21 protein-coding genes are annotated in these 23591 nt (G+C 63.5%); 13 read left to right on the plus strand and 8 right to left on the minus strand.

Annotated elements, in window-relative coordinates:
- Nucleotides 1-113: 113 nt before the first annotated feature.
- The 4 genes from H040_RS20350 (at nucleotide 114) to H040_RS20365 (ending at nucleotide 4219) form a co-directional block, all read left to right on the plus strand.
- Nucleotides 114-1721: a tetratricopeptide repeat-containing response regulator gene (locus tag H040_RS20350; RefSeq protein WP_027918340.1), complete on the plus strand. Its 1608-nt coding sequence runs from the start codon at nucleotides 114-116 to the stop codon at nucleotides 1719-1721.
- A complete protein-coding gene (locus H040_RS20355; RefSeq protein ID WP_027918341.1) occupies nucleotides 1718-2410 on the plus strand; it encodes a sensor histidine kinase in 693 nt (230 codons plus the stop codon). Before H040_RS20350 ends, H040_RS20355 begins: the two co-directional genes overlap by 4 nt.
- A gap of 329 nt (nucleotides 2411-2739) precedes the next feature.
- Entirely contained in the window at nucleotides 2740-3384 is a 645-nt protein-coding gene (locus tag H040_RS20360) for an MBL fold metallo-hydrolase (RefSeq protein ID WP_027918342.1), read from the plus strand.
- Nucleotides 3385-3493: 109 nt separating this feature from the next.
- Nucleotides 3494-4219 (plus strand): OmpA family protein, encoded by a 726-nt coding sequence (locus H040_RS20365; protein WP_027918343.1) that lies wholly within the window; start codon nucleotides 3494-3496, stop codon nucleotides 4217-4219.
- Nucleotides 4220-4355: 136 nt separating this feature from the next.
- Here the strand turns inward: H040_RS20365 and pta are convergent, their stop codons facing one another.
- Both pta and H040_RS20375 read right to left on the minus strand, forming a co-directional pair.
- Nucleotides 4356-6443, minus strand: coding sequence for a phosphate acetyltransferase (pta, locus tag H040_RS20370; protein WP_027918344.1), 2088 nt, complete (start codon nucleotides 6441-6443; stop codon nucleotides 4356-4358).
- Between the two features lie 31 nt (nucleotides 6444-6474).
- Nucleotides 6475-6777 (minus strand): DUF3565 domain-containing protein, encoded by a 303-nt coding sequence (locus H040_RS20375; RefSeq protein WP_027918345.1) that lies wholly within the window; start codon nucleotides 6775-6777, stop codon nucleotides 6475-6477.
- On the opposite strand from H040_RS20375, the gene H040_RS20380 reads away from it, so the two are divergent.
- The 3 genes from H040_RS20380 (at nucleotide 6776) to H040_RS20390 (ending at nucleotide 9181) form a co-directional block, all read left to right on the plus strand.
- On the plus strand, nucleotides 6776-7261 hold the full coding sequence (locus H040_RS20380) for an FKBP-type peptidyl-prolyl cis-trans isomerase (RefSeq protein ID WP_027918346.1): 486 nt from the start codon (nucleotides 6776-6778) through the stop codon (nucleotides 7259-7261). The genes H040_RS20375 and H040_RS20380 overlap by 2 nt on opposite strands.
- A 146-nt stretch (nucleotides 7262-7407) precedes the next feature.
- Nucleotides 7408-7890 carry a glutathione peroxidase gene (locus H040_RS20385; RefSeq protein WP_027918347.1) on the plus strand — a complete coding sequence of 161 codons (483 nt, stop codon included), beginning with the start codon at nucleotides 7408-7410 and terminating at the stop codon, nucleotides 7888-7890.
- A gap of 187 nt (nucleotides 7891-8077) precedes the next feature.
- Complete coding sequence (locus tag H040_RS20390) at nucleotides 8078-9181, plus strand: NADH:flavin oxidoreductase (protein ID WP_027918348.1); 1104 nt, start codon at nucleotides 8078-8080, stop codon at nucleotides 9179-9181.
- Here H040_RS20390 and H040_RS20395 read toward each other — a convergent pair.
- The gene (locus tag H040_RS20395; protein ID WP_027918349.1) at nucleotides 9150-10364 is read right to left on the minus strand and encodes a glycosyltransferase family 4 protein; all 1215 of its coding nucleotides are present in this window, start codon (nucleotides 10362-10364) and stop codon (nucleotides 9150-9152) included. The genes H040_RS20390 and H040_RS20395 overlap by 32 nt on opposite strands.
- A 178-nt stretch (nucleotides 10365-10542) precedes the next feature.
- Between H040_RS20395 and H040_RS20400 the strand changes: the two genes are divergently transcribed.
- Nucleotides 10543-11862 carry a methyl-accepting chemotaxis protein gene (locus tag H040_RS20400; protein ID WP_027918350.1) on the plus strand — a complete coding sequence of 440 codons (1320 nt, stop codon included), beginning with the start codon at nucleotides 10543-10545 and terminating at the stop codon, nucleotides 11860-11862.
- Nucleotides 11863-11928: 66 nt separating this feature from the next.
- Here H040_RS20400 and H040_RS20405 read toward each other — a convergent pair whose 3' ends face one another.
- Nucleotides 11929-12318 (minus strand): hypothetical protein, encoded by a 390-nt coding sequence (locus H040_RS20405; protein WP_027918351.1) that lies wholly within the window; start codon nucleotides 12316-12318, stop codon nucleotides 11929-11931.
- 83 nt (nucleotides 12319-12401) lie between these two features.
- A complete protein-coding gene (cysZ, locus tag H040_RS20410; protein ID WP_027918352.1) occupies nucleotides 12402-13133 on the minus strand; it encodes a sulfate transporter CysZ in 732 nt (243 codons plus the stop codon).
- A gap of 311 nt (nucleotides 13134-13444) precedes the next feature.
- Here cysZ and trxB point away from each other — a divergent pair, with 311 nt between their 5' ends.
- On the plus strand, nucleotides 13445-14407 hold the full coding sequence (gene trxB / locus H040_RS20415; RefSeq protein WP_008097075.1) for a thioredoxin-disulfide reductase: 963 nt from the start codon (nucleotides 13445-13447) through the stop codon (nucleotides 14405-14407).
- Between the two features lie 55 nt (nucleotides 14408-14462).
- Here the strand turns inward: trxB and nadC are convergent, their stop codons facing one another.
- Nucleotides 14463-15311 (minus strand): carboxylating nicotinate-nucleotide diphosphorylase, encoded by an 849-nt coding sequence (nadC, locus tag H040_RS20420; protein ID WP_027918353.1) that lies wholly within the window; start codon nucleotides 15309-15311, stop codon nucleotides 14463-14465.
- 244 nt (nucleotides 15312-15555) lie between these two features.
- Between nadC and H040_RS20425 the strand changes: the two genes are divergently transcribed.
- The 4 genes from H040_RS20425 (at nucleotide 15556) to H040_RS28195 (ending at nucleotide 21448) form a co-directional block, all read left to right on the plus strand.
- The gene (locus tag H040_RS20425; protein WP_027918354.1) at nucleotides 15556-17700 is read left to right on the plus strand and encodes a DUF1631 domain-containing protein; all 2145 of its coding nucleotides are present in this window, start codon (nucleotides 15556-15558) and stop codon (nucleotides 17698-17700) included.
- A gap of 89 nt (nucleotides 17701-17789) precedes the next feature.
- Nucleotides 17790-18362 carry a 1,6-anhydro-N-acetylmuramyl-L-alanine amidase AmpD gene (gene ampD, locus H040_RS20430; protein ID WP_027918355.1) on the plus strand — a complete coding sequence of 191 codons (573 nt, stop codon included), beginning with the start codon at nucleotides 17790-17792 and terminating at the stop codon, nucleotides 18360-18362.
- Complete coding sequence (gene ampE / locus H040_RS20435) at nucleotides 18359-19189, plus strand: regulatory signaling modulator protein AmpE (RefSeq protein WP_027918356.1); 831 nt, start codon at nucleotides 18359-18361, stop codon at nucleotides 19187-19189. Before ampD ends, ampE begins: the two co-directional genes overlap by 4 nt.
- A gap of 1554 nt (nucleotides 19190-20743) precedes the next feature.
- Nucleotides 20744-21448, plus strand: coding sequence for a methyl-accepting chemotaxis protein (locus tag H040_RS28195; protein ID WP_371260242.1), 705 nt, complete (start codon nucleotides 20744-20746; stop codon nucleotides 21446-21448).
- A 118-nt stretch (nucleotides 21449-21566) separates the two neighbouring features.
- On the opposite strand, the gene H040_RS20445 is transcribed toward H040_RS28195, so the two are convergent.
- The gene (locus H040_RS20445) at nucleotides 21567-22346 is read right to left on the minus strand and encodes a TatD family hydrolase (RefSeq protein WP_027918358.1); all 780 of its coding nucleotides are present in this window, start codon (nucleotides 22344-22346) and stop codon (nucleotides 21567-21569) included.
- A gap of 2 nt (nucleotides 22347-22348) precedes the next feature.
- Complete coding sequence (gene cra, locus H040_RS20450; protein ID WP_027918359.1) at nucleotides 22349-23344, minus strand: catabolite repressor/activator; 996 nt, start codon at nucleotides 23342-23344, stop codon at nucleotides 22349-22351.
- Nucleotides 23345-23591: the final 247 nt, after the last annotated feature.

The raw sequence follows: 23591 nt of genomic DNA on the forward strand, positions 1-23591 counted from the left end.
GTGATTGCGCTGCATTCTCCACCCTCATCTTTCCAGGCCGGTTGCCGATACAGGTTTCGGCGATATGCATCGCCTCGCGCCATCCACCCATCTACCCAATACAGGTCGAGTTGATGCTGCAGTACGGGCAAAAAAGCTTTCTGATCGTCGACGACTTCACCGACTTCCGCACGTCGACCCGTTCCATGCTGCGCGAACTGGGCGTGCGTGATGTGGACACCGCCGACAGCGGTGAGCAGGCCCTGCGCATGTGCGGGCAGAAGCGCTACGACTATATCCTCCAGGACTTCCACCTCGGCGACGGCAAGAAGAACGGCCAGCAGGTCCTCGAAGACTTGATCCTCGACAAACTGATCAGCCATGAATGCGTATTCATCATGGTCACGGCCGAGAGCAGCCAGGCCATCGTGCTCAGTGCCTTGGAGCACGAGCCTGACGCCTACCTGACCAAACCGTTCAACCGTGTGGGCCTGGCCCAGCGCCTGGACAAGCTGACCCAGCGCAAGACCCTGCTCAAGCCGATTTTGCAGGCCCTCGACCGTGGTCGCCCGGCCGAAGTGCTGGCGGCGTGCGCCGAGCTGTGCAAGAAGGACCCGCGTTTTGCGCCGTTGTGCCTGCGCTACCGCGCCGACGCGCTGCGCGACCTCAACCGCTTCGATGAGCTGGAGAAGTTTCTCAAGAGCATCCTCGCCAGCCGCCCGCAACCCTGGGTGTATTCGGCGCTGGGCAGCCTGATGCACAAGCGTGGGCAGAACGCCCAGGCCCAGGGCGTCTACGAGCAGGCGCTCAAGGCATTCCCGATCATGCCCGGGCTGTACGATGGCATGGCCGAAGTGCTGGTCGCTCAGGGCGAAACCAGGCGTGCCCAGAGCATGCTCGAGGAGGCGGTACGCTTGTCACCCCTGGCGGTGCGCCGGCAGGCTGCTTTGGGCAAGTTGGCGCTGGGCAACGACGACTTCGAAAGTGCCTCCAAGGCCTTCCGCCATGCGGTGAATCAGGGGCAGAGCTCGCGTTACAAGGATGCCGAAAGCAACCTTGGGCTGGTTCAGGCCCTGATGAGCAAGAACGCAGGCTTTGGCCTGGATGCCCGCGCCCGGGTCGAAATCAACACCGTGCTCAGCGAAGTGGCCAAGGACAACATCGAAGACCAGGGCCTGCAAGTACGTGCCCGGCTGATGAAGGCCGCCAGTCTGCAGCAGGCAGGCGACCCCGAGACTGCCGCCAAGCTTACCGAACAGGCCATGCAGCGGCTGGAGAAGATGGACCAGTTCTTCTCGGTCGAGGCGGCCTTGACCGTGGCCAGGCAACTGCAGACGCTCGGCCAGGAAGCGGCCGGCGGCAGCATTCTCAAGGCTTGCGTGGAAACCTACGGTGACGACCCCAAGGTCATGCAGAGTGTGGCCACACTGACTGACGACCCGGCCGTGCTGGGCGCGGTCACCGAAGCGGTCGACCTCAACCGCCAAGGCGTGCGCAGCTACCAGGCGGGGCAGCTCAACGAAGCCTTGCAGATGTTCCGCAAGGCCCTGTCGCTGCAACCGAAGAACATCAGCATCGCGCTTAATACGGCGCAGGCCTTGCTGCGCATCGGTGGCGAGGTGACCCCGCCGGTGATCCTGCAGGAATGCCGCGACTGCCTGACCCGCGTGGCCGGTATCCCGACCAGCGACAGCCGCTACGACCGTTACCGCAAACTGCACATCAAGGTCTTCGGCGCATGAGCCAGGATAACCAGGGGCTGGATTTTTCCACGGTGATCGCCTCCACCGTGCATGACCTGAAGAACTCGCTGTCAGCGTTGATCCAGTCCCATGACCAGTGGCTGGCACGGCTACCTGAAGAATGGCGCTGCGGTACCGAGCAGGGGGTGATCGAGCATGAGTTTCGCCACCTCAACGGCATGCTGGTGCAGTTGCTGGGGCTATACAAGCTGGGCGTAAACCAGCTGCCGGTATGCCCGGACTACCATGAGCTGGATGACTTCATCGAAGCCCAACTGGCGGCCCACCAGGAAGTGCTGCAGCACAACGACATTCTGGCGACCTGGCGTGTCGACACCGACAACCCGCTGGGTTTCTTCGACCGTGAGCTGGTGGCCTCGGTGATCGCCAATGTGATCACCAACGCAACTCGCTATGCAGGCCATGCGCTGTTGGTCAGCATAGGCGAGGAAGACGAGCATCTGGTCATCAGCGTCAACGACGACGGCCCGGGCTATCCGGCGAAGATGCTCGAGCGTCAGCAGGATTACGTGCAGGGCATCGACTCGCAGAGCGGCAGTACCGGGCTCGGGCTGTACTTCGCGGCGCGGATTGCGGCGTTGCATGCGCGTAATGGCGTGCGCGGCCGGATCGAGATTGCCAATGGTGGGGCGCTTGGGGGCGGGTTGTTCAGGTTGTATTTGCCTTAGCGTCAGGGCCGCCATGTGTTCGCCACAGCATCTTCAGCGCCTATGAGATCGAGCGCCGCCCGCGCGGCGCATCGCGGATAAATCCGCTCCTACATCTGTTGCAACGTGCCGAACCTGTTAAGCCAATGTCGCCTGCCCTCGCGCATCTCTTGAGCCGTGTAAACCGGCTGACAACCATGGCCTCACAGGCATGGCCACGTTGCAACAGATGTAGGAGCGGATTTATCCGCGATGCGCCGCGCGGGCGGCGCTCGATCTCACAGGCGCTGCATCTCCCAAGACAGGCACTCCAGACCACGCTACCATTGCGACAGTATTCAGGAGTCCCCATGAACACTGCCCCAACCACCCTCATCCGCGAAACTTTCCCCGTAGGCCCCCTGCAGTGCAACTGCACGCTGATCGGCGACCCGGTCAGCAAGAAGGCCATCGTCGTCGACCCGGGTGGTGACCCGGACAAGATCCTCGCCCGCCTGCAGGCCCATGGCCTGACCCTGGTGAGCATCATCCACACCCACGCACACTTCGACCATTTCCTCGCTTCGGGCAAGCTCAAGGAGCTCACCGGCGCTACCTTGCACCTGCACAAGCAGGACCAGCCGCTGTGGGACAACCTGGAGATGCAATGCCAGATGTTCGGCGTGCCTTACACCCCGGTGCCGTCGCCAGACCGTTGGCTCGGCGATGATGAGCAGCTTGCCTGCGGCTGTGGTGTTGCCCTGCACACGCCAGGGCACACGCCAGGTTCGATGAGTTTCTGGTTCGCCGACGCCAAGCTATTGATCGCCGGTGACACCCTGTTCCGCCGTGGTATCGGCCGTACCGACCTGTGGGGCGGCGATCAGCGCGCTATCGTGCGATCGATCAAGGAGCGGCTGTATCGGCTGGACGAAGATGCCATCGTGGTCACCGGCCACGGGCCTGACACCCGCCTGGGCGACGAGATGCGCGAGAACCCTTTCGTACGGGCCTGAGCTGGCATGAAAAGCCTTTCATGGAATTTTTCCGTATCCTGGCAATCCAAGGCTGGCATAGATCCCTCCATGGTCTGCCGCACACACGAATTTTTGTAGGAGCTTGTCCATGTTCACCATGCGTCGTCTGATTATCGTCGCAACCGCTGCAGCCCTGATGACCGGTTGCGCCGGGCAGAACCCTTATGACAGCCAAGGCCAGGCTCAGGGCGAGTCCACGGGGATGAGCAAGACCGCCAAGTACGGCGGCCTGGGCGCCCTGGCCGGTGCTATCGCCGGTGCCGCCATCGACCACAACAACCGTGGCAAGGGCGCGCTGATCGGCGCCGCAGCAGTGGGTGCCGCCGCCGCTGGTTACGGCTACTACGCCGACAAGCAGGAAGCCGAGCTGCGCGCGAAAATGGCCAACACCGGCGTCGAAGTACAGCGCCAGGGTGACCAGATCAAGTTGATCATGCCGGGCAATATCACCTTCGCCACCGACTCGGCCAATATTTCGCCGAGCTTCTACAACCCGCTGAACAACCTGGCCAACTCGTTCAAGTCGTTCAACCAGAACACCATCGAAGTGGTGGGCTTCACCGACAGTACCGGCAGCCGCCAGCACAACATGGACCTGTCGCAGCGCCGCGCTCAGGCAGTCAGCACCTACCTGACCTCGCAGGGTGTGGATGCTTCGCGTGTGACGGTACGTGGCATGGGCCCGGACCAGCCGATCGCCAGCAACGCCGACGCCAATGGCCGCGCACAGAACCGCCGTGTGGAGGTCAACCTGAAGCCTATCCCGGGTCAGCAGTATGACCAGCAGCAGGGCCAGGTTCAGCAGTACCCATAATTGATCGCCGGGGCCGCTTTGCGGCCCTGCCCCGACACAAGGCCGCTCTCGCAGGCTATCGCGCAGTTTCAGAACTATGCGGTCCCCGGTAGGAGCGGCCTTGTGTCGCGATAGGGGCGCAAAGCGCCCCCAGTACTTACCGCACTACGCTCGCCTGAATCGCAGTCAGGGCGATGGTATGCACGATATCGTCCACCTGCGCCCCGCGTGGCAAGTCGTTCACCGGCTTGCGCAGCCCCTGCAGCATTGGCCCCAGGCTGACCCCGTCAGTGCTGCGCTGCACCGCCTTGTGGGTGGTGTTGCCAGTGTTCAGGTCCGGGAACACGAACACCGTTGCACGCCCGGCCACCTGGCTATCTGGCGCCAGCTGGCGAGCGACTTGCGGGTTGGCAGCGGCGTCATACTGCAGCGGCCCGTCAATCAGCAGCCCTTGCTCTGCAGCCTGTGCCAGGCGGGTGGCTTCACGCACTTTCCCAACTTCCTCGTCACTGGCCGAATCGCTCGAATAGCTGATCATCGCCACCCTTGGCGCGATGCCGAAGGCTTGTGCCGATTCGGCGCTCTGCCGGGCAATTTCGGCCAGCTCGCTGGCGCTGGGGTGTGGATTCATCACGCAGTCCCCATACACCAGCACCTGCTCGGGGAACAGCATGAAGAACACCGACGACACCAGGCTGGCGCCGGGCGCGGTCTTGATCAACTGCAGGGCGGGGCGAATGGTGTTGGCGGTGGAATGCACCAGGCCCGAGACCAGGCCATCGACCTCGTCCAGGGCCAGCATCATGGTGCCGATCACTACCGGGTCTTCCAGTTGCTGCTCGGCCATGGGCGCATTGAGGTTCTTGCTCTTGCGCAGGTTGACCATCGGCTCGACGTAGCGCCCGCGAATCAGCTCGGGGTCGAGCACTTCCAGGCCCGGCGGCAGGGTGATGCCTTGCGCACGGGCCACGGCTTCGACTGCCTCGGGCTTGGCCAGCAGCACACAGCGGGCGATGCCGCGCGCCTGGCAGATTGCAGCGGCCTGGACCAGTAGCGGCTCGGCGCCTTCCGGCAGGACGATGCGTTTGTTGGCCTGTTGTGCCCGCTGGATCAGCTGGTAGCGGAACACCGCCGGCGACAGCCGCATTTCCCGTGGCGTGCCACAACGTTGGTGCAGCCAGGCGGCATCCAGGTGGCTGGCGACGAAGTCGGTGATGAACTCGGCCCGGTCACGGTCATCCACGGGGATTTCGCGGTTCAGCGAGTTGAGCAGGTTGGCGGTGTCGTAGGAGCCCGTGCTCACTGACAGGATCGGCAGGCCGGCCTGCAGGGCGCCACGGCACAGGCCAAGGATGCGTGCGTCGGGCTTGCTGTCGCTGGTCAGCAGCAGGCCGGCCAGGGGCACGCCGTTGATGGCGGCCAGGCTCACGGCGAGGATGATGTCGTCGCGATCGCCTGGGGTCACCACCAGGGTGCCTGGGGTCAGCAGTGGCACGGTATTGGCCACGGTGCGGGCGCAGATGATGATCTTGTTCATCCGCCGCTGCTCGTAGTCGCCAGCGTTGAGCACCTGTGCACCGAGCAGTTCGGCCACGTCGCGGGTGCGCGGGGCGTTCAGCTCGGGCTGGTAGGGGATGCAGCCAAGCAGGCGGAAGTCGTTGCCACGCAGCAGCGGCGAGTGTTCGCGCAGGCGGGTGGCAAAGTCGGCCATGCTTTCGTCGGTGCGCACCTTGTTGAGGATCACCCCGAGCACTTTTGGATCGCGTGGGCCGCCGAACATCTGGGCCTGCAGTTCGACCCGCCCGGACAGCTCGCTGAGCACTTCGTTTTCCGGGGCCGAGACCAGGATCACTTCGGCATCCAGGCTCTTGGCCAGGTGCAGGTTGACCCGCGCCGCATAGCTCGCGTGGCGGGTCGGCACCATGCCCTCGACCACCACCACGTCATTGCCGATGCAGGCTTGCTGATACAGGCGGATGATCTCTTCGAGCAACTCGTCCAGCTGGCCATCGCCGAGCATGCGCTCGACATGGGCCAGGCTCAGCGGCACAGGTGGCTTGATACCGTGGGTACGGGCAACCAGTTCGGTGGAGCGCTCCGGGCCAGTGTCGCCGGGGTGGGGCTGGGCGATCGGCTTGAAGAAGCCGACCTTGAGCCCGGCACGCTCCAAGGTTCGTACCAGGCCCAGGCTGATGGAAGTCAGGCCGACACCAAAGTCGGTCGGCGCAATGAAAAAAGTCTGCATGCGTGCTTCTCGAAATAAGCGGTGCAAGGAATCAACGCCCAAGGGTAGCGCTATCGGCCCCTTGTGCGCACCAGCCACAGGCGAATGCCTGGCCGATGCGCCGGGCGCGCTGCCCGGCGTCGAGTACCCACGGCCGTGCCTGCCATGGTGGCTGGTGGCGCAGGTGCTGGGTGTGGCCGCAGGACAGCTCGACCACCCAGTGGCCTTCTTCGTCCTGGTGGAAGCCGGTGATCCGACTGATGGGTCGCCCCTCGTCCGCGCTGCGGTCGCAATCGGGCGAGGCCTTGGTTACACTTGTCCGCTCTACATACTTTTGCAAAAGGTCTTGCCCCATGCTGATCGCCGCCAACAAGGCTGTCTCCATCGACTATACCCTGACCAACGACGCCGGGGAGACCATCGACAGCTCCGCCGGTGGTGCGCCGCTGGTTTACCTGCACGGTGCCGCCAACATCATCCCGGGCCTGGAAAAAGCCCTGGAAGGCAAGCAAGCCGGTGACGAGCTGGAAGTTGCCATCGAGCCGGAAGACGCCTACGGCGAGTACCTGGCCGAGCTGGTCAGCACCCTGAACCGCAGCCTGTTCGAAGGCGTCGACCAGCTGGAAGTCGGCATGCAGTTCCACGCTTCGGCGCCGGATGGCCAGATGCAGATCGTCACCATCCGCGATATCGACGGCGACGACATCACCGTCGACGGCAACCACCCGCTGGCTGGCCAGCGCCTGAACTTCAAGGTCAAGGTTGTCGACGTGCGTGACGCCAGCGAAGAAGAAATCGCTCACCGTCACATCCACGGTGAAGGTGGCCATCACCACTGATTTTCTGCGCTAAGCTCAGAAAGTCGCCAGGCGCTCGGACAAGCCGGCATGCCTCTCCAACGGGAGGTGCGCGGCTTGCAAGAGCGCCTTTTTAGTGGGCGCAATTCGCCCCCTGCGGCAACCGGGAACTTGAGAGGGGATTCATCATGAGTGCATTTCACGACCTGACGTTGAAGGCGCTGAACGGCGAGGATCTGCCCCTGGCACCGTTCAAGGGCCAGGTGGTGCTGGTGGTCAATGTTGCCTCCAAGTGTGGTTTGACGCCGCAATACGCCTCGCTGGAAAAGCTCCAGCAGCAGTTCAAGGGCAAGGGGTTCAATGTGCTGGGCCTGCCTTGCAACCAGTTCGCCGGCCAGGAGCCTGGCAGCGAAAGGGAAATCCAGGATTTCTGCAGCCTGAACTATGGCGTGAGCTTCCCGCTCGGTGCCAAGCTCGAGGTCAACGGGCCGCAGCGCCACTCGCTGTACCGCCTGCTGGCGGGCGAGGGCGCTGAATTCCCTGGGGACATCAGCTGGAACTTCGAGAAGTTTCTGGTGGGCAAGGATGGCCGGGTGCTGGCGCGCTTTGCCCCGCGTACCGCACCGGATGATCCGTCTGTAGTACAGGCAATCGAGAAGGCCTTGAGCTGACTCCACACCCTGTGGGAACGGGTTTACCCGCGGATGCTGCAGTGGCCATACCGGCGCATTCGCGGGTAAACCCGCTCCTACAGTTGTTCACCACGATACCTGCGAATCACTCAAATCAATAATGCTGGGCCCAGCCACGCGCTGCCCCTACCCTCAGGCGCATTTCCTCCATCAGACGGAAGCGCCAATGTCCACCAATCCACTGTTCCAACCCTTCACCCTCGGCGCGCTCGAGCTGCCGACCCGCGTCGTCATGGCGCCCATGACCCGTACCTTTTGCCCCGGTGGTGTGCCGCATGCCGGCGTGGTCGAGTACTACCGCCGCCGTGCCGCAGCAGGCGTGGGGCTGATCATCACCGAGGGCACCACGGTTGGTCACAAGGCCGCCAACGGTTACCCCAATGTGCCGCGCTTTCATGGTGAAGATGCCTTGGCCGGCTGGAAGCAGGTGGTCGACGCAGTGCATGCCGAAGGTGGCCGCATCGTGCCGCAGCTGTGGCACGTGGGCTCGGTGCGCCGCCTGGGCACCGAACCGGACGCCAGCGTGCCGGGTTACGGGCCGAGCGAGAAGCTCAAGGACGGGCAGGTGCTGGTGCACGGCATGACCCATGAGGATATTCGCGAAGTGATCACCGCCTTCGCCGACGCGGCCCGCGACGCCAAGGCCATTGGCATGGATGGCGTGGAGATCCATGGCGCCCACGGCTACCTGATCGACCAGTTCTTCTGGGAGGCCAGCAACCGCCGCAGCGACGAGTATGGTGGTGACCTGGCCGGCCGCTCGCGCTTCGCCATCGAGCTGATCCAGGCCGTGCGCGCTGCGGTGGGGCCGGACTTCCCGATCATCTTTCGCTTCTCGCAGTGGAAGCAGCAGGACTACAGCGCGCGCCTGGTGGAAAGCCCGCAAGCACTGGTCGCGTTCCTTGAGCCGCTGTCGGCGGCAGGTGTGGATATCTTCCATTGCTCGACCCGACGCTTCTGGGAGCCAGAGTTCGAAGGTTCCGAGCTGAACCTGGCCGGATGGACCCGCACACTCACCGGAAAACCGACCATCACGGTCGGCAGCGTGGGGCTCGATGGCGAGTTCCTGCAGTTTATGGTCGCCACCGACAAGGTGGCCAAGCCAGCCAGCCTGGAAGGCTTGCTGCGTCGTTTGGGCGATGAAGAGTTCGACCTGGTGGCGGTTGGCCGCGCGCTGCTGGTGGATGCCGAATGGGCGCAAAAGGTGCGTGAAGGGCGTGAGGCGGATGTGCTGCCGTTCAGCCGCGAGGCGTTGACGACCCTGGCTTGATCGCCAGCGCGGCGCCCGTCGGCCGGGTGCCGGCTGGCGCCGTATGGCAGGCGTTCAACAGATGTGATTCGAATTGCTCGACGATCGCTGGCCAGCCTTGACGGCTGGCGTGCTGGCGGGCGTTGAGGCGGACCCGGCGCAGGGTCTCGTCTTCTTCCAGCAGCCAGCAGGCGGCATCGACGAACGCGCACTGGTCGCCAGGCATGGCCAGCGCGCCACTGTGGCCATGGCGGATATGCTGGGCTGCGGCGGCTTCGTCGTAGGCGACTACGGCCAGGCCAGAGGCCATGGCTTCGAGTACTACGTTGCCGAAAGTTTCGGTCAGGCTCGGAAACAGGAACAGGTCACCGCTGGCGTAATGCTCGGCCAGCGCTTCGCCGCGCTGAGCGCCGCAGAACAGCGCATCCGGCATTTGCTGCTCAAGGGCTGCCCGCTGCGGGCCATCGCCTACCACTACCAGCCGCAGACGCCGCTGTGGATAAGTTTTCTGCAAGGCTTGCAGGCAGGGTTGCAACAGCCCCAGGTTCTTTTCTGCGGCCAGGCGCCCGACGTGCAGTACGGCGATGTCGTCGGCGCCGAGCCCCCAGCTTTCCCGTAACGGCTGGCTGCGGCGGGCTGGGGTGAACAGGTTGGCGTCGACACCCCGGGCCATCAAGGCCAGGCGCTCGAACCCGCGCCGTTCCAGCTCCAGCCGCTGGCTGACGCTGGGTACCAGCGTGGCGGCGGTGCGCCGATGGAACCAGCGCAGGTAATGGGTGAGCAGGCGCGCCAGCAGGCCGAGGCCGTATTGGCCGGAATATTGCGGGAAGTTGGTGTGAAAGCCACTGACCACGGCAACCCCAAGGCGCCGGGCTGCGCGCAGGGCGCTCAGGCCCAATGGACCTTCGGTTGCGATGTACAGCACGTCCGGGCGCTGCCGGCGCCAGCGACGCAGCAGCTTGTGCATCGACACTTCGCCCCATTGCAGGCCGGGATAGCCGGGCAGCGCCCAGCCACGGCAGAGCAACAGGTCCTGTTCATCATTCGTCGGTGCTTCGTTGGCTTGCCGCGGGCGAACGATTTCCACGTGATGGCCACGCTGTCGCAAACCTTCGCTGAGGCGGCCAAGGGTGTTGGCCACGCCGTTGATTTCGGGTGGGAAGGTTTCGCTGACGAGAGAGATGCGTAGGGCGGGTGTATTCATGACAAAAAGTGTCCGCCTGCTGCGTTGCGCTCACATGACAGCCTTGTGACGCGCAGGTGACGCCTGATTTCCGGCAGTTTCGGCTTTGTGAATATTTCTTTTCAGGGCGCTCAAGCGGCACGAGGCGCAGCCGATGAAGATGCATCCGAATCGGTTGATGCGCTCCGGGAGTGCGGTGATGTTCAACAGCAAGCTCAAGAAAGAAATCCAGCAACTGCGCGAAGAGCTGATGGCCGTCGAGCAGGTCAAGAGCAGCCTCGACAGCGAGATGCTGGTGCTGCAGCTCGACCCTCAGGGGCGTATCGAGCAGGTCAACGGTAATTTCGAGAGCGAAATGCTCTACCGCGCCGAGCAGCTGATTGGCCGCAACATCGAAGACATCGTGCCCGCGCACGTGAAAAAGCTCGATTTCTACCAGCGCATGAAAAACGCCATCAGCCGTGGCGAGCACCTCAACGGCGCCTTCCGCCTGCTGCGGGGCAACGGCCAGGAGGCTTGGCTGCGTTCGATCCTGCAGCCGGTGAAGAACGTTGATGGTCGGATCAGGCATTTCTCCATGCACTCCAGCGACCTGACCCGCACCATCGAAGCATCGCGCGAGCACGAAAGCCTGATCAAGGCGCTGATGCGCTCCACCGCACTGATCGAGTTCAACCTCGACGGCGAGGTACTGACCGCCAACGACCGTTTCCTGCAGTCGGTGGGGTACAGCCTGGAGCAGGTGCGTGGCAAGCATCACCGCATCTTCTGCGACCCGGCAGAAGCCAGCTCTGCCGGTTATCAGGCCTTCTGGGACAGGCTGCGCCGCGGCGAGTACGTGGCCGACCGTTTCAAGCGGGTCGACGCCCATGGCCGCACGGTCTGGCTGGAAGCCTCCTACAACCCCATCTTCGATGCCCATGACGTGCTGTACAAGGTGGTCAAGTTCGCCACCGTGATCACCGATCAGGTCAATCAGGAACAAGCCGTGGCGCAGGCCGCCGACATTGCTTACAACACCTCACTGGAAACCGACAACAGCGCCCGCAAGGCCACTGAGGTGGTGACCCAGACCGTGGACGTGATGCGTGGCCTTGAAGGCTCCATGCAGAACGCTGCTGAGGGTATCCAGGCACTGGACCAGCAGTCCAAGGTGATTGGCGCAATCATCAAGACCATCAGCGACATCGCCGGGCAGACCAACCTGCTGGCGCTCAACGCCGCCATCGAAGCAGCCCGCGCCGGCGAGCAAGGCCGTGGCTTCGCCGTGGTCGCCGACGAAGTGCGGCAGCTGGCCTCGCGTACCAGCAGCGCCACCGAGGAGATTGCCAAGGTGGTGCAGCAGAACGAACAGCTGGCCCAGGCGGCGGTAGATATCATCGACACCAGCAAGCGCCAGGCCGAACAGGGGCTGGCGCTGGCCGCGGATACCGGTGGGGTGATCGTCGAGATCCAGGAAGGCGCGAAGAAAGTGGTGGATGCGGTGGGGCAGTTTTCAAACAGGCTCAGCCACGCATGATCGAGCAGTGAAAGGGGCTACATGGCAGCCCCTGCAGGATGGATGCACAGGCCTTGGAACGTGCTGTCAGCCTTTGGCTTCAGTCTCTTTGATGTGTTCGTAGACCAGAGCCATGACGTCGTTGGCGGTTTCGACCGAAATGTCTACGCGGGCTTCTTCTGACATCGTGTACTGAGCAGCGTAGAAATCGCCACCGGTCCCGACCTGAATGCTGTGTCGCTCGTTGTTCAGTACTGCCTCGGTCAGCATTTGCACCAGCGATTTGCTGAAAATGACCGTACCGTCTTGGGCGGCCGAATAGAAAATCTGATCGTAGGGGTGAGAAACGCCTGCGTTTTCCAGTGCCTCGCGCAGCCGCCACTTCACACGATGTCTAGCGATCTCTGTGCCTTGGTGGTGCTCGGCAATACCCGCCAGTTCAATGTAGTCCTTACGTTTTACGTCGTTGAATTCCATGATCGTTCTCCAGGTTTCAGGCCACGGTATTGCGGCCTGAAACGTATTGGAGTTCGAACGGGGCGATGGTGAGCGGTAGATGTTTATTGAACGCGTTCACGCACCCAGAACAGCGTGGCACCTGCCACCGCCGCCGGCATCATCAGCACGTTCACCCCCGGAATCAGCAGCGCCAGGTAGGTGATGCCGCCAAAGCCCAGCGACTGCCAGCGCTTGCTGCGCAGCCAGGCGAGCATGTCCTGCCAGCTCATCTTGTTGTTGTCCGCCGGGTAGTCGATGTACTGGATGGCCATCATCCATACACCGAAGATCAGCCACAGCGGCGCGGCCACCACGTTGACCCCCGGGATCAGCGACAGGATGAACAGGCCGATCGCCCGTGGCAGGAAGTAGCCGAGCTTGCGCATCTCGCGGCCGAAGGTGCGTGGCACCATCGCCATCAGCTCGCCCCAGCTGAAGGCCGGGAACGGGTCTTCACCACGCACGACCACCTCGACCTTTTCCGCCAGAAAGCCGTTGAACGGCGCGGCGATGACGTTGGCCACCAGGGTGAAGGTGAAGAACACCATCAGCACCAGCAAGGCGACGAACAACGGCCACAGAATGTAGGAAAGGAAGCTCAACCAGCTGGGCAGGGTCGGCATCAGGGCGTCGAGCCACAGGCTGAATTCGTGGCCTGCAAAATAGATCAGGCCGCCAAACAGCAGCAGGTTGATCGCCAGCGGCAGCAGCACGAACATCCGCAGGTTGGGGCTCAGCACCAGTTTCAGGCCTTCGCGCAGATACTGGGGGCCGGAGAGGACAGGGGCTTGCATCGGGATACTCCGCAGAGAAGGGAAAACGCGCTGACCTTACCGAGTTTGCCGCGCCGACGAAAGGCAGGCAGACATGAAGAAACCGGCTGTAACAAATGTGGCAGGGCCGTTTGCGCACGTGAAATTCGTAGATAGAGGATGCCTATGAGGTGGATTGTCGAAGGATATTTCCTTAATCTTTGCGACCTCGCTACAGTGCGCTCAACTTTCCGCTTTCTGGGCCTGCGCGTTGTAGCCTTCCCCAAGTGCTGCGTGGGTCCTTTTTAATTTCCAGCTGGCGGCCCCTGTGGCCCGCTCGACAGGAGTTCGACATGTCTGAAGTACGTCATTCGCGCGTCATCATCCTCGGTTCCGGCCCTGCCGGTTACAGCGCCGCGGTCTACGCTGCCCGCGCCAACCTCAAGCCACTGCTGATCACCGGCATGCAGGCAGGTGGCCAGCTGACCACCACCACCGAAGTCGACAACTGGCCGGGCGACCCCCACGGCCTGACCGGCCCGGCCCTGATGCAGCGCATGCAGGAACACGCCGAGCGTTTCGAGACCGAGATTGTCTTTGACCACATCAACGCCGTCGACCTGGCCAACAAGCCGTACACCCTGCAAGGTGATAGCGGCAAGTACACCTGCGACGCGCTGATCATCGCCACCGGCGCCAGCGCCCGTTACCTGGGCCTGCCATCGGAAGAAGCGTTCATGGGCAAGGGCGTTTCGGCCTGCGCAACCTGCGACGGTTTCTTCTACCGCAACAAGCCAGTTGCCGTGGTCGGCGGCGGCAACACGGCCGTGGAAGAAGCGCTGTACCTGGCCAACATCGCCAGCAAGGTGACCCTGGTGCACCGCCGCGAAACCTTCCGCGCCGAGAAGATCCTGGTCGACAAGCTCAACGCCCGCGTTGCCGAAGGCAAGATCGAGCTCAAGCTCAATGCCACCTTGGACGAAGTACTGGGTGACAACATGGGCGTGACCGGTGCGCGCCTGAAGAACAACGACGGCAGCAGCGACGAAATCAAGGTCGACGGCGTGTTCATCGCTATTGGCCACACCCCGAACACCTCGCTGTTCGAAGGCCAGCTGACCCTGAAGGACGGCTACCTGGTGGTCAACGGTGGCCGTGAAGGTAACGCCACGGCCACCAACGTTGAAGGCGTGTTCGCTGCTGGCGACGTGGCTGACCACGTTTACCGTCAGGCCATTACCTCGGCCGGCGCCGGCTGCATGGCGGCACTGGACGTCGAGCGCTACCTGGACGGCCTGGCCAACGCCTCGTTCTGATTCGGGTGACAAAAAAACCGGCCATCTGGCCGGTTTTTTCATGCCTGCGATTCGGTCACAGGCTCAAGCGCATCGACAGATCCACGGCCTTCACATCCTTGGTCATCGCACCAATCGAGATGTAGTCGACGCCGGTTTCGGCAATCACCCGCAAGGTGGTTTCATTGACCCCGCCACTGGCTTCCAGCTTGGCCTTGCCAGCGGTGATGCGTACCGCTTCGCGCATTTCATCCAGGGTCAGCTCGTCGAGCATGATGATGTCGGCGCCAGCATTCAGCGCCTGACGCAGTTCATCCAGGCTTTCCACTTCGATTTCCACCGGCTTGCCGGGGGCGATACGGTGCGCCGCTGCCACGGCCTCGGCCACGCCACCGCTGGCGGCGATGTGGTTTTCCTTGATCAGGAAGGCGTCATACAGACCGATGCGGTGGTTGTGGCAACCACCGCAGGTGACCGCGTACTTCTGCGCCAGGCGCAAGCCCGGCAGGGTCTTGCGGGTATCGAGCAGCTGCACCTGGGTACCTTCGACCAAGTCGGCGAGGAAACGCGAACGGGTGGCCACCCCCGACAGCATCTGCAGGAAGTTCAGTGCGCTGCGCTCACCGCTGAGCAGCGAACGCGCCGGGCCTTCGAGGTGGAACAGCGGCTGATTGGCAGTGGCGCGCTCGCCATCGGCCACTTGCCAGTGCACGGCCACGCGCGGGTCGAGCTGGCGGAACACGGCATCGACCCAGGCAGTGCCGGCAATCACGCAGTCTTCGCGGGTGATGATGGTGGCCTTGGCCAGGCGCTCGGCCGGGATCAGCTGCGCGGTGATGTCGCCGCTGCCGATGTCCTCCAGCAGCGCGCGGCGCACATTGGCTTCGATCTCGGCGGTCAGGTCGGCAAGGCGTAGGTTCGGCATGGTCGGCTCCACAAGCTAGATGCCGGCGATTATAGGGCAGGGGGGCGGCGCCGTGTACAGCTGCCTTGCGGGTGACCATTGGTCAGGGCATATGAGCATTTGCCTGAAAACAGAGTCACTTATCCGCCGGCGAAGAAAGCTGGTAGCTCTCGGTATTTTTACCGATAATGGCGCCCAACATTTGGCGTCATAGCTTTGACGATTTTTCGCCCTATCGAATACGTCACCCAGCAAGGAGTTCGGGATGCATAAAGAAGGCAAGGTGGTGCCCCTGGCTGCCGCCATGGAACGAGGCGAACGCACGCCTTTACCTTGCCTCCCGGTATTGCTGCTGCAAGTGCGTGACAAGGCGGCCCTGCAACTGCGACAAGGCCTGCAGGCGCTGTTCGACAATGCCGACGATATGCTGTTCGAAATGGCCGACCGCGCGGCCGATCGCGTCGACCAGAACCTGTACTTCGAGGCCATGCGTGACTTGCGCCTGAAGCGCAAGAGCATTGAGCGCGGCTTTCTCGATATCTTCTACGACACCTTCGCTCGCATCGGCCAGTTCGACCCGCTGGGCCAGCAAGCGGCGAAAGGCAAGGCAGACATGGAACGTGCCGTCGCCGTCGACGGCATGGTCGCACGGGTGCTGTCGCGTGATGGCCTCGCCCTCGAGCAACTGGGCGTGCGCTTGCAATGCCTGCTCGGGCGCAGTTTTGACGAACAGCAGAACCCGTTCGGGCCTGCGGCGCTGTGTCTCTACTTCCTCGATGCCGGGCGCAACCTGGGCGTGGGGCTGCGGGTCAAGCTGATCTTGCTGAAGCTGTTCGAGCGCTATGTGCTGCGTGACATCGATGTGCTCTATGCCGAGGCCAACCAGTTGCTGGCCGCAGCGGGCGTGATGCCGGAACTGCAGCCAGCGCCGCGGCGGCGCGCCGAGGACCGCCGCTTGAGTGCGCGGCGCATGTCGGCCACACGCGAGCCTGAAACCTTGGGCGCAGACAGTGCCGGGCATGCTTTCATGCGTTCGCTGGAAGGCCTGTTGGCGCCGTGCCGAGGTCAGATCGCCCCGCGCGTGCAAGCCGCCGCCAGCGCCCAGCCGATCAGCACCGCCGACTTGCTGCGGTTGCTTTCGCACCTGCAGCATTATGTGCCGGCCACGACCGACGATGACGAATTCGACCTGGGCCAGCAGCTTGAGCAACTGCTGCTGCGGGTCAGCGTGCGCAGCGGTACCCGCCGGCGCATCGCTTGTGCCGACGAGGACATGATCAACCTGGTAGGTCTGCTGTTCGCCTACATCGCAGCCGACGACAACCTGCCACTGAGCCTGCGCGCACTGCTCGTTCGCCTGCATATACCGCTGCTCAAGGTGGCGCTGCTGGACAAAGGCCTGTTCAGCCGAGCCAGCCACCCGGCGCGGCGCCTGCTCAACGAGATCGCTGCTGCCGCGATTGGCTGGGACACCGGCAGCGAGGGCCTGCGCGACAGCCTGCACCTGCGTGTCGAGCGCATCGTCCAGCGCCTGCTCAATGACTTCACCGAAGACACCGAGCTGTTCGCCGAGCTGCTGGAGGACTTTCTTGCCTTCAACCAGGACGAGCGCCGGCGCAACGAACTGCTGGAGCAGCGCACGCGCGATGCCGAAGAAGGCCGCGCCCGTGCCTTGCAGGCCCGCCAACAGGTGCAGCAGGCGCTCAACCAGCGCCTGCGCGGGCGCACGCTGCCGCAGGTGGTGGTGCACATGCTGGTCCAGGCCTGGAGCCAGGTGCTGTTGCTGGCCTGGCTCAAGCAGGGCGAGGCGTCCCAGGCCTGGCAGCAGGCGCTGGCCACCATGGATACCCTGCTCGCCAGCATTGCCCCGCACCAGCCGCCCCAGGTATTGCTGCAACAAGTGCCAGGCCTGCTCAAGGCCCTGCGTGACGGCCTGGCCAGCGTGGCGGTGGATTCAGCGGCTACTCGCGGGTTCTTCCAGCAACTGGAGCAGCTGCACTTGCGCGCGTGCGAAGGGGCGGCATGGCCAGCTGGCAGCGATGAACTGGCCGAAGTCCTGGTGGCCGAGGACATCGTGCTCGCCATCGCCGAAGAGTCTGCCTGCGCACCGCTGCGTCAACTCGATGAGCAAGCGGCAGAGCTACGCCTGGTGCAGCGCTTGCGCATTGGCACCTGGGTGGAAATGCTCGATGACGGCGAGCCGCTGCGCTGCAAGCTGGTCGCACGCATCGACAGCAGCGACCGGCTGGTCTTCGCCAACCGCACCGGCATGAAGGTGCGTGAGTGGAGCTCTGTCGCGCTGGCGCAGGCGCTGCATCGCGGTGCGGCACGGCTGCTGGATGATGGCTTGCTGTTCGAACGAGCGTTGCAAGCCGTGCTTGACGGCCTGCGTCAGCCGCAGGTGCAGTGAGCCGGCGGCATTACAATCATTCACATGCACAGCGCCCCACGCGCAAGGCATACTGCAGGTCTGTACCGGCGCTTTTCAGGATCTGCCCCATGCAATTGGACCGTGCCACTGGCTGGTTCCACGGAAACGGAATCACCCACTGCCCTTCGCCGAACTTCAACGCCCGCCCAGAGGGTGAAGCGATTTCCCTGCTGGTGATCCACAACATCAGCCTGCCGCCGGCCTGCTTCGGCAGCGGCAAGGTGCAGCAGTTCTTCCAGAACCGCCTGGACCCGAACGAACATCCTTACTTTGCCAGCATCAGCCACCTGACCGTCTCGGCCCATCTGTTTGTCGAGCGCGATGGGGCGGTGACTCAATTCGTGTCATTGCTCGATCGTGCCTGGCATGCCGGCGTGTCGAGTTTCGACGGGCGCGAAGGCTGCAACGACTTCTCCATCGGGATCGAGCTCGAAGGCACTGACGATCTGCCCTATACCGATGCCCAGTACGCCGTTCTGGAGCAACTCACCCGGCAGATCCAGGCCGCCTGGCCAGTGATCGACCTTGAGCGTATCCAGGGCCACAGCGACATTGCCCCGGTGCGCAAGACCGACCCTGGCCCGGCGTTCGACTGGGCGCGTTACCGCAAGGCCATGAAGGATAACGAGGACAACGCATGAGTTTTCTGGTGCTGATACTGGTGCTGTGGGTAGAGAAGTTCTCTGCGCTGCGCCATCAGGTACAACGGGACGGTTTCTTTCTGGGCGAACTGGTGCGCCTGGAGCGCAGTGGCAAGGTACACCCCTGGTGGACACTGGCGATCCTGGTGCTGGCGCCGGTGGCCGTGCTGGTGCTGTTGCTGCACGTACTGGACCCGGTGGCGTATGGCTTGCTGGCCTTGCCGCTGCACTTGCTGGTGGTGATCTACAGCCTGGGGCGCGGCGATGCCAAGGCTTCACTCGGGCCCTTGCGCGATGCCTGGCGGCGTGGCGACGACCAGGCTGCGCTGCGGGTGGCCGAACGCGACCTGGGCCTGGCGGCCGACGAGCCGCACAGCTTGCTGGTGCGTGTGCAGGGTTACCTGTTGTGGCAGGCCTATCAGAGCTTTTTCGCGGTGATCTTCTGGTACTTCGTGCTTGGCCCTGGCGCTGCGCTGGCCTACCGCTTGCTGGCGCTGACGGGGGAGCATAGCCGCCAGCCTGCGCTCAAGGCCCGTGCCGAACAGCTGCGGCATGTCATGGACTGGCTGCCGGTGCGGGTGCTCGCCATGAGCTTCGCGCTGGTCGGCAATTTCGTCGCGGTGATGCGGGTGATGCTGCACGAGCTGCTCAACTGGCACATCAGCGCCGGGCACCTGGTGACCAGGGTCGGGCGCATTGCCGATGACATCCCCGAGGAAGAAGATGCCCAGCGCGGGTTGGGGCGACTGGACAGCCTGTGGGACCTGCTGCTGCGTTGTGCCGTGTTGTGGTACGCAGGCTTCGCCCTGTGGACAGTCTTGATGTAGTAGGTTGCGGCCTTTGTAGGAGCGGCCTTGTGTCGCGAAAGGGCTGCGAAGCGGCCCCCTGGATTTCAGCCGTTATGCATATATCGCTGGGGCTGCTTCGCAGCCATTTCGCGACACAAGGCCGCTCCTACAAAGGCATTCGCGGCCTTTGGTTAACCTTAAGTTACAAATCTCCGATTCGATCTGCGTTATACAAGTGGCCTAGTGCTATCTCTGCAGAACAACAAGAATCCATGGAGGTGCCCCGTGAAGCGTGTGCTCTACCCGGCCATCGCATTGATGAACAGGCTGAGCTTCGGGCAGAAGTTCAGCCTCATCAGCATCCTGTTCTTCCTGCCCATGCTGGCCACCAGCTTTTATCTGGTGCGCGACGCCTATCAGCAGTTTCACGCTACCCGCGCTGAATTGCAGGGCATAGCTCCGCTGGCTGACAGCCTGAACCTTCGCGCCGACCTCGAGGCGCTGGGCAACCTGTTGCAGATCAATGCCGTGCTTGGCCAGTCGGGCCAGGGCGGGGATCTGGAGGCGCGCATCGCTGCCTTGCAGGACAAGGTCCAGGCGCAGTTGCACACGCTGCAAGGGGATGAGGCAGTACCTGAAGACAAACTCGAAGAACTGGCCGGGGCATTTGCCAGCGCCCGTGCAGAATCGTCGCTGCAGAACAAGGCTGCGCTGTTCGACAAGCTGCTGGCCCTGGCTCAGATGCTGGGCAAACAGGTGGTGAGCCAATCCGGCCTGAGCCAGGACAGCCAGGCTTCGGTGCGTCAGTTGAGTGAGCTGCTTGGGGTCGCCACCGCGCAGGTCAGCCAGGCGCTGGGCGAAGGCCGGGCCATGGGCGCCATTGCGTTGGGGAGGGGGTTCATCGATTCTTCTGGCAGCGCCCGTTTCGAAGACCTGCTGCAACGCCTTGACCGCCTGGCAGCCGACTATGCCTTGCGCCTGGATGATGCCCTTGCCACGGACCGTGGGGCCAAGGCCGGCCTGGCGGAGGCTGCACATACCAGCCAGGCGACAGTCAGGCAGGCCGCATCGCTGTTCGAAGAGCAAGTGGTGGTGGCGGAAACCCTCGATACACCCTGGCCGGTGTTCTATCAGCAAGTCAGCGAACTGATGGCGCCGACCTATCGGCTGAATGACGCTGTGCTGGCGCATCTGCAAGAGCAGTTGCAACAGCGCCTGGCCGAGCAGCGCTTGCGCATGCTCGTCCTGGGCACGGCGCTGGCCGCTGTATTCGTGTTGATCCTGTACTTGTATGGCGGTTTCTATGTGTCGACCCGGGCCACCTTGCGCCGCCTGGGCGGTGCCATGGATAAAGTGGCTGCGGGTGACATGACGGTCAGCTTCCAGGCACACAGCCGCGATGAGCTGGGCAAGTTGGGCCAAGGTTTCAGCGAAACGGTACGCCGCATCCGCGGCCTGATCGACCAGGTCGGGCGTACCGTGGTGGCAGTCGAAGCGCAGGCCGGGCAGGTGCTGACGGTGTCGGCGCGGAGCAACCAGGCGGTCAGTGGCCAGCGTGAACAGATCGAGCAGGTGGCCACGGCGATGAACCAGATGAGCGCCAGCGCGCAGGAAGTGGCACGCAGTGCCGCGCTGGCGGCGAACGGCGCGCAACAGGTCAACCTGGAAAGCGCCAATGGCCGCAGCCTGGTGGCCAGCCAGCAAGACAGCATCGGCCGCCTCGCCGAAGAAATCGACCAGACCGTGCTGGCAATCAATCGGCTGGCCGACGACAGCCAGGCGATTGGCCAGGTGCTGGAGGTGATTCGCAGCATTGCCGAGCAGACCAACCTGCTGGCATTGAATGCGGCCATCGAAGCCGCCCGGGCCGGTGAGCAGGGGCGTGGGTTTGCCGTGGTGGCCGATGAAGTGCGTACCCTTGCCCGGCGTACCCAGGACTCCACCGCGCAGATCGCGCAGATGATCCAGCGCCTGCGCGATGGCGTGGAGCAGGCGGTGCGGGCGATGGGCAGCAGCCATCAGATGGCGGCGGGCACTGTCGACGAAGCGCGCCAGGTGCAGCAGGCGCTAGGCAATATCCTCGCGGCAGTGGGTGGGATCGTCGAGCAGAACCAACAGATTGCCGCAGCGGTAGAGCAGCAGACGGCGGTGGCCCATGACATCGATCGCAACATCGTCGCGATCAACCGGGCCGCCCAGGACACCACCCAAGGGGCTTGCCAGGCCGAGGATGCCAGCCGGGTGCTTTCGACGCAGGTGGTGGAGTTGAAACGCCTGATCGGGGCCTTCAGAGTCTAAGGCCGGCCTTGTGTTGCCTGTAGCGGCCTCTTCGCGGGTGAACCCGCTCCCACAGGATTAACGCGGCGCTCGATAACTGCACATGACCTGTGGGAGCGGGTTACCCGCGAAGAGGCCGCTACTGCCAGCCGAACAGTTCACAGGCATTACGGCTGCTGGCTTCAGCCAGTACCCCAGTCTCGATGCCCATCAGTTCAGCCAGTGCCTGGGCAATCTCCGGCAGATGCTCCGGGCTGTTGCGCTGGCCGGCAAACATCGCCGGCGCCATGTCCGGCGAATCGGTCTCCAGCACGATGCTTTCCAGCGGCAGACGCGCCAGGGTCTTGCGCAGGCGTAGCGCCTGCGGCCAGGTCGCGGCGCCACCCAGGCCAAGCCGGAAGCCCAGCTTGATGTACTCGCGCGCCTCTTCGTAACTACCGGCAAAGGCATGGATCACCCCCGCCCGCACCGGCTTGTAACGCTTGAGCGTGGCAATCACCTGGGCGTGGCTGCGGCGCACATGCAACAGGGCGGGTAGCTCAAAGTCGCAAGCCATCTGCAGCTGCGCTTCGAACAGCGCCTGCTGGCGTTGCTTGTCCAGCTCTTCGAGGTAGTAGTCCAGGCCGAACTCGCCGACCGCGCACAGCCGTGGGTCGCCCTGCAGGCGTGCCAGCCATTCGCGCAGCTGCGTCAGATGCTCCGGCCGGTGCTGCTCCAGGTAGATCGGGTGCAGCCCCAGTGCCGCAAGTACGCAGCCTTCGGCACAGGCCAGGTCCCATACTCGCTGGAAATTCGCCTGATACACCCCCAGCACCACCATGCGCTCCACCCCGCGCGCCGCCGCGTTGGCCAGCAGGTGCTGGCGATCGGCGTCGAAATCAGGGAAGTCCAGGTGGGTGTGGGTGTCGATCAGGCGCATGATCAGGCCGCAGTGATGCGCTGCTTGAACGTGCGGCCAATGGCATGCACGCCAGGCTCGTAGCGCTTTTCCTCGATCGCGGCCAGGGCCAGTTCCAGCGCAGTGGCGGCAATCAGGCCGTGCTGCTGGGCCATGGCATTGACCGGCAACGGCAGGAAGTCGAGCAACTGGTTGTCACCGAAGGTGCCCAGCTGCAGCTGGCGCGAATCGGCCGGGCGCGCCTGCAAGGTATCGAACACTCCTTGCAGCAGCACATAGGAGGTAGTCACCAGGGCATCCGGCAGGCCGCCTTGTTCGTCGATCAGTTGCTGCATCAGGCGTTGGCCACATTCGCGGCTGAAGGACTCGCCCTGATAGCGGCGGACCACGCCGTCGAAACCTTGCATGGCTTCGTCGAAGCCGCCAGCGCGGGCCTGGCTTACCGACAGCTCCGGGCGTGCACCGATCAGTGCGATGCTGCGCGGGGCCGTAGCCAGCAGGCTGTCGGCCAGCTGACGGCTGGCATCGCGGTCATCGCTGATCACCGAACAGAAGTGTGCCGGGTTCAGGCGCCGGTCGATGGCGATCACTGGCAGGCCCTTGTCCTGCAACTCACGGTAGCTGTCGTCCTCAGGCGGCAGGCAGCTGGCGACAAACAGGGCATCGCAACGGCGGGCGCGGAACAGCTGCTGCAGCTGGCGCTCGCTGTCGGGCTGGTCGTCGCTGCTGGCGATCAGCAACTGATACCCACGGGCGCGTGCGCCCTGCTCGAGCTGTTTGGCGATGCGGGCATAGCTGGGGTTCTCCAGATCCGGGAGAATGAAACCCAAGGTGCGGGTGTGCCGGCTGCGCAGGCCGGCTGCTTGCGGGTTGGGGGTGAAGTCATGGGCCTCGACCACCGCGCGCACCCGCTCGACAGTGCTGGTACTGATGCGCTGCTGTTCGGCCTTGCCGTTGATGACATAACTGGCAGTGGTCACTGACACACCGGCCAGACGGGCGATATCGCTGAGTTTCACCGATTTTTCCTTGTTATTACCGGGACTGGCTACGGAACCAGGACCGGGTAGTTTGACCCGGGTTGGTCGCGATGCGCAGGCGACCATTGTCGCAATTGTCCGACAGGATGGGGCTTTTTCCTCGGAAGATTATCGAGTAACGTGGCCGCTTGGTCAGATTAAACGTTTCAGCTATTAATTTTTCTGCCTCGGCTGCCGCGCTTGCAAGGCTGTCGAACTGGCTGATTCTGTGAATATCACAACAATA

Source organism: Pseudomonas sp. URMO17WK12:I7 (assembly GCF_003269045.1).
Lineage (GTDB): Bacteria > Pseudomonadota > Gammaproteobacteria > Pseudomonadales > Pseudomonadaceae > Aquipseudomonas > Aquipseudomonas putida_J.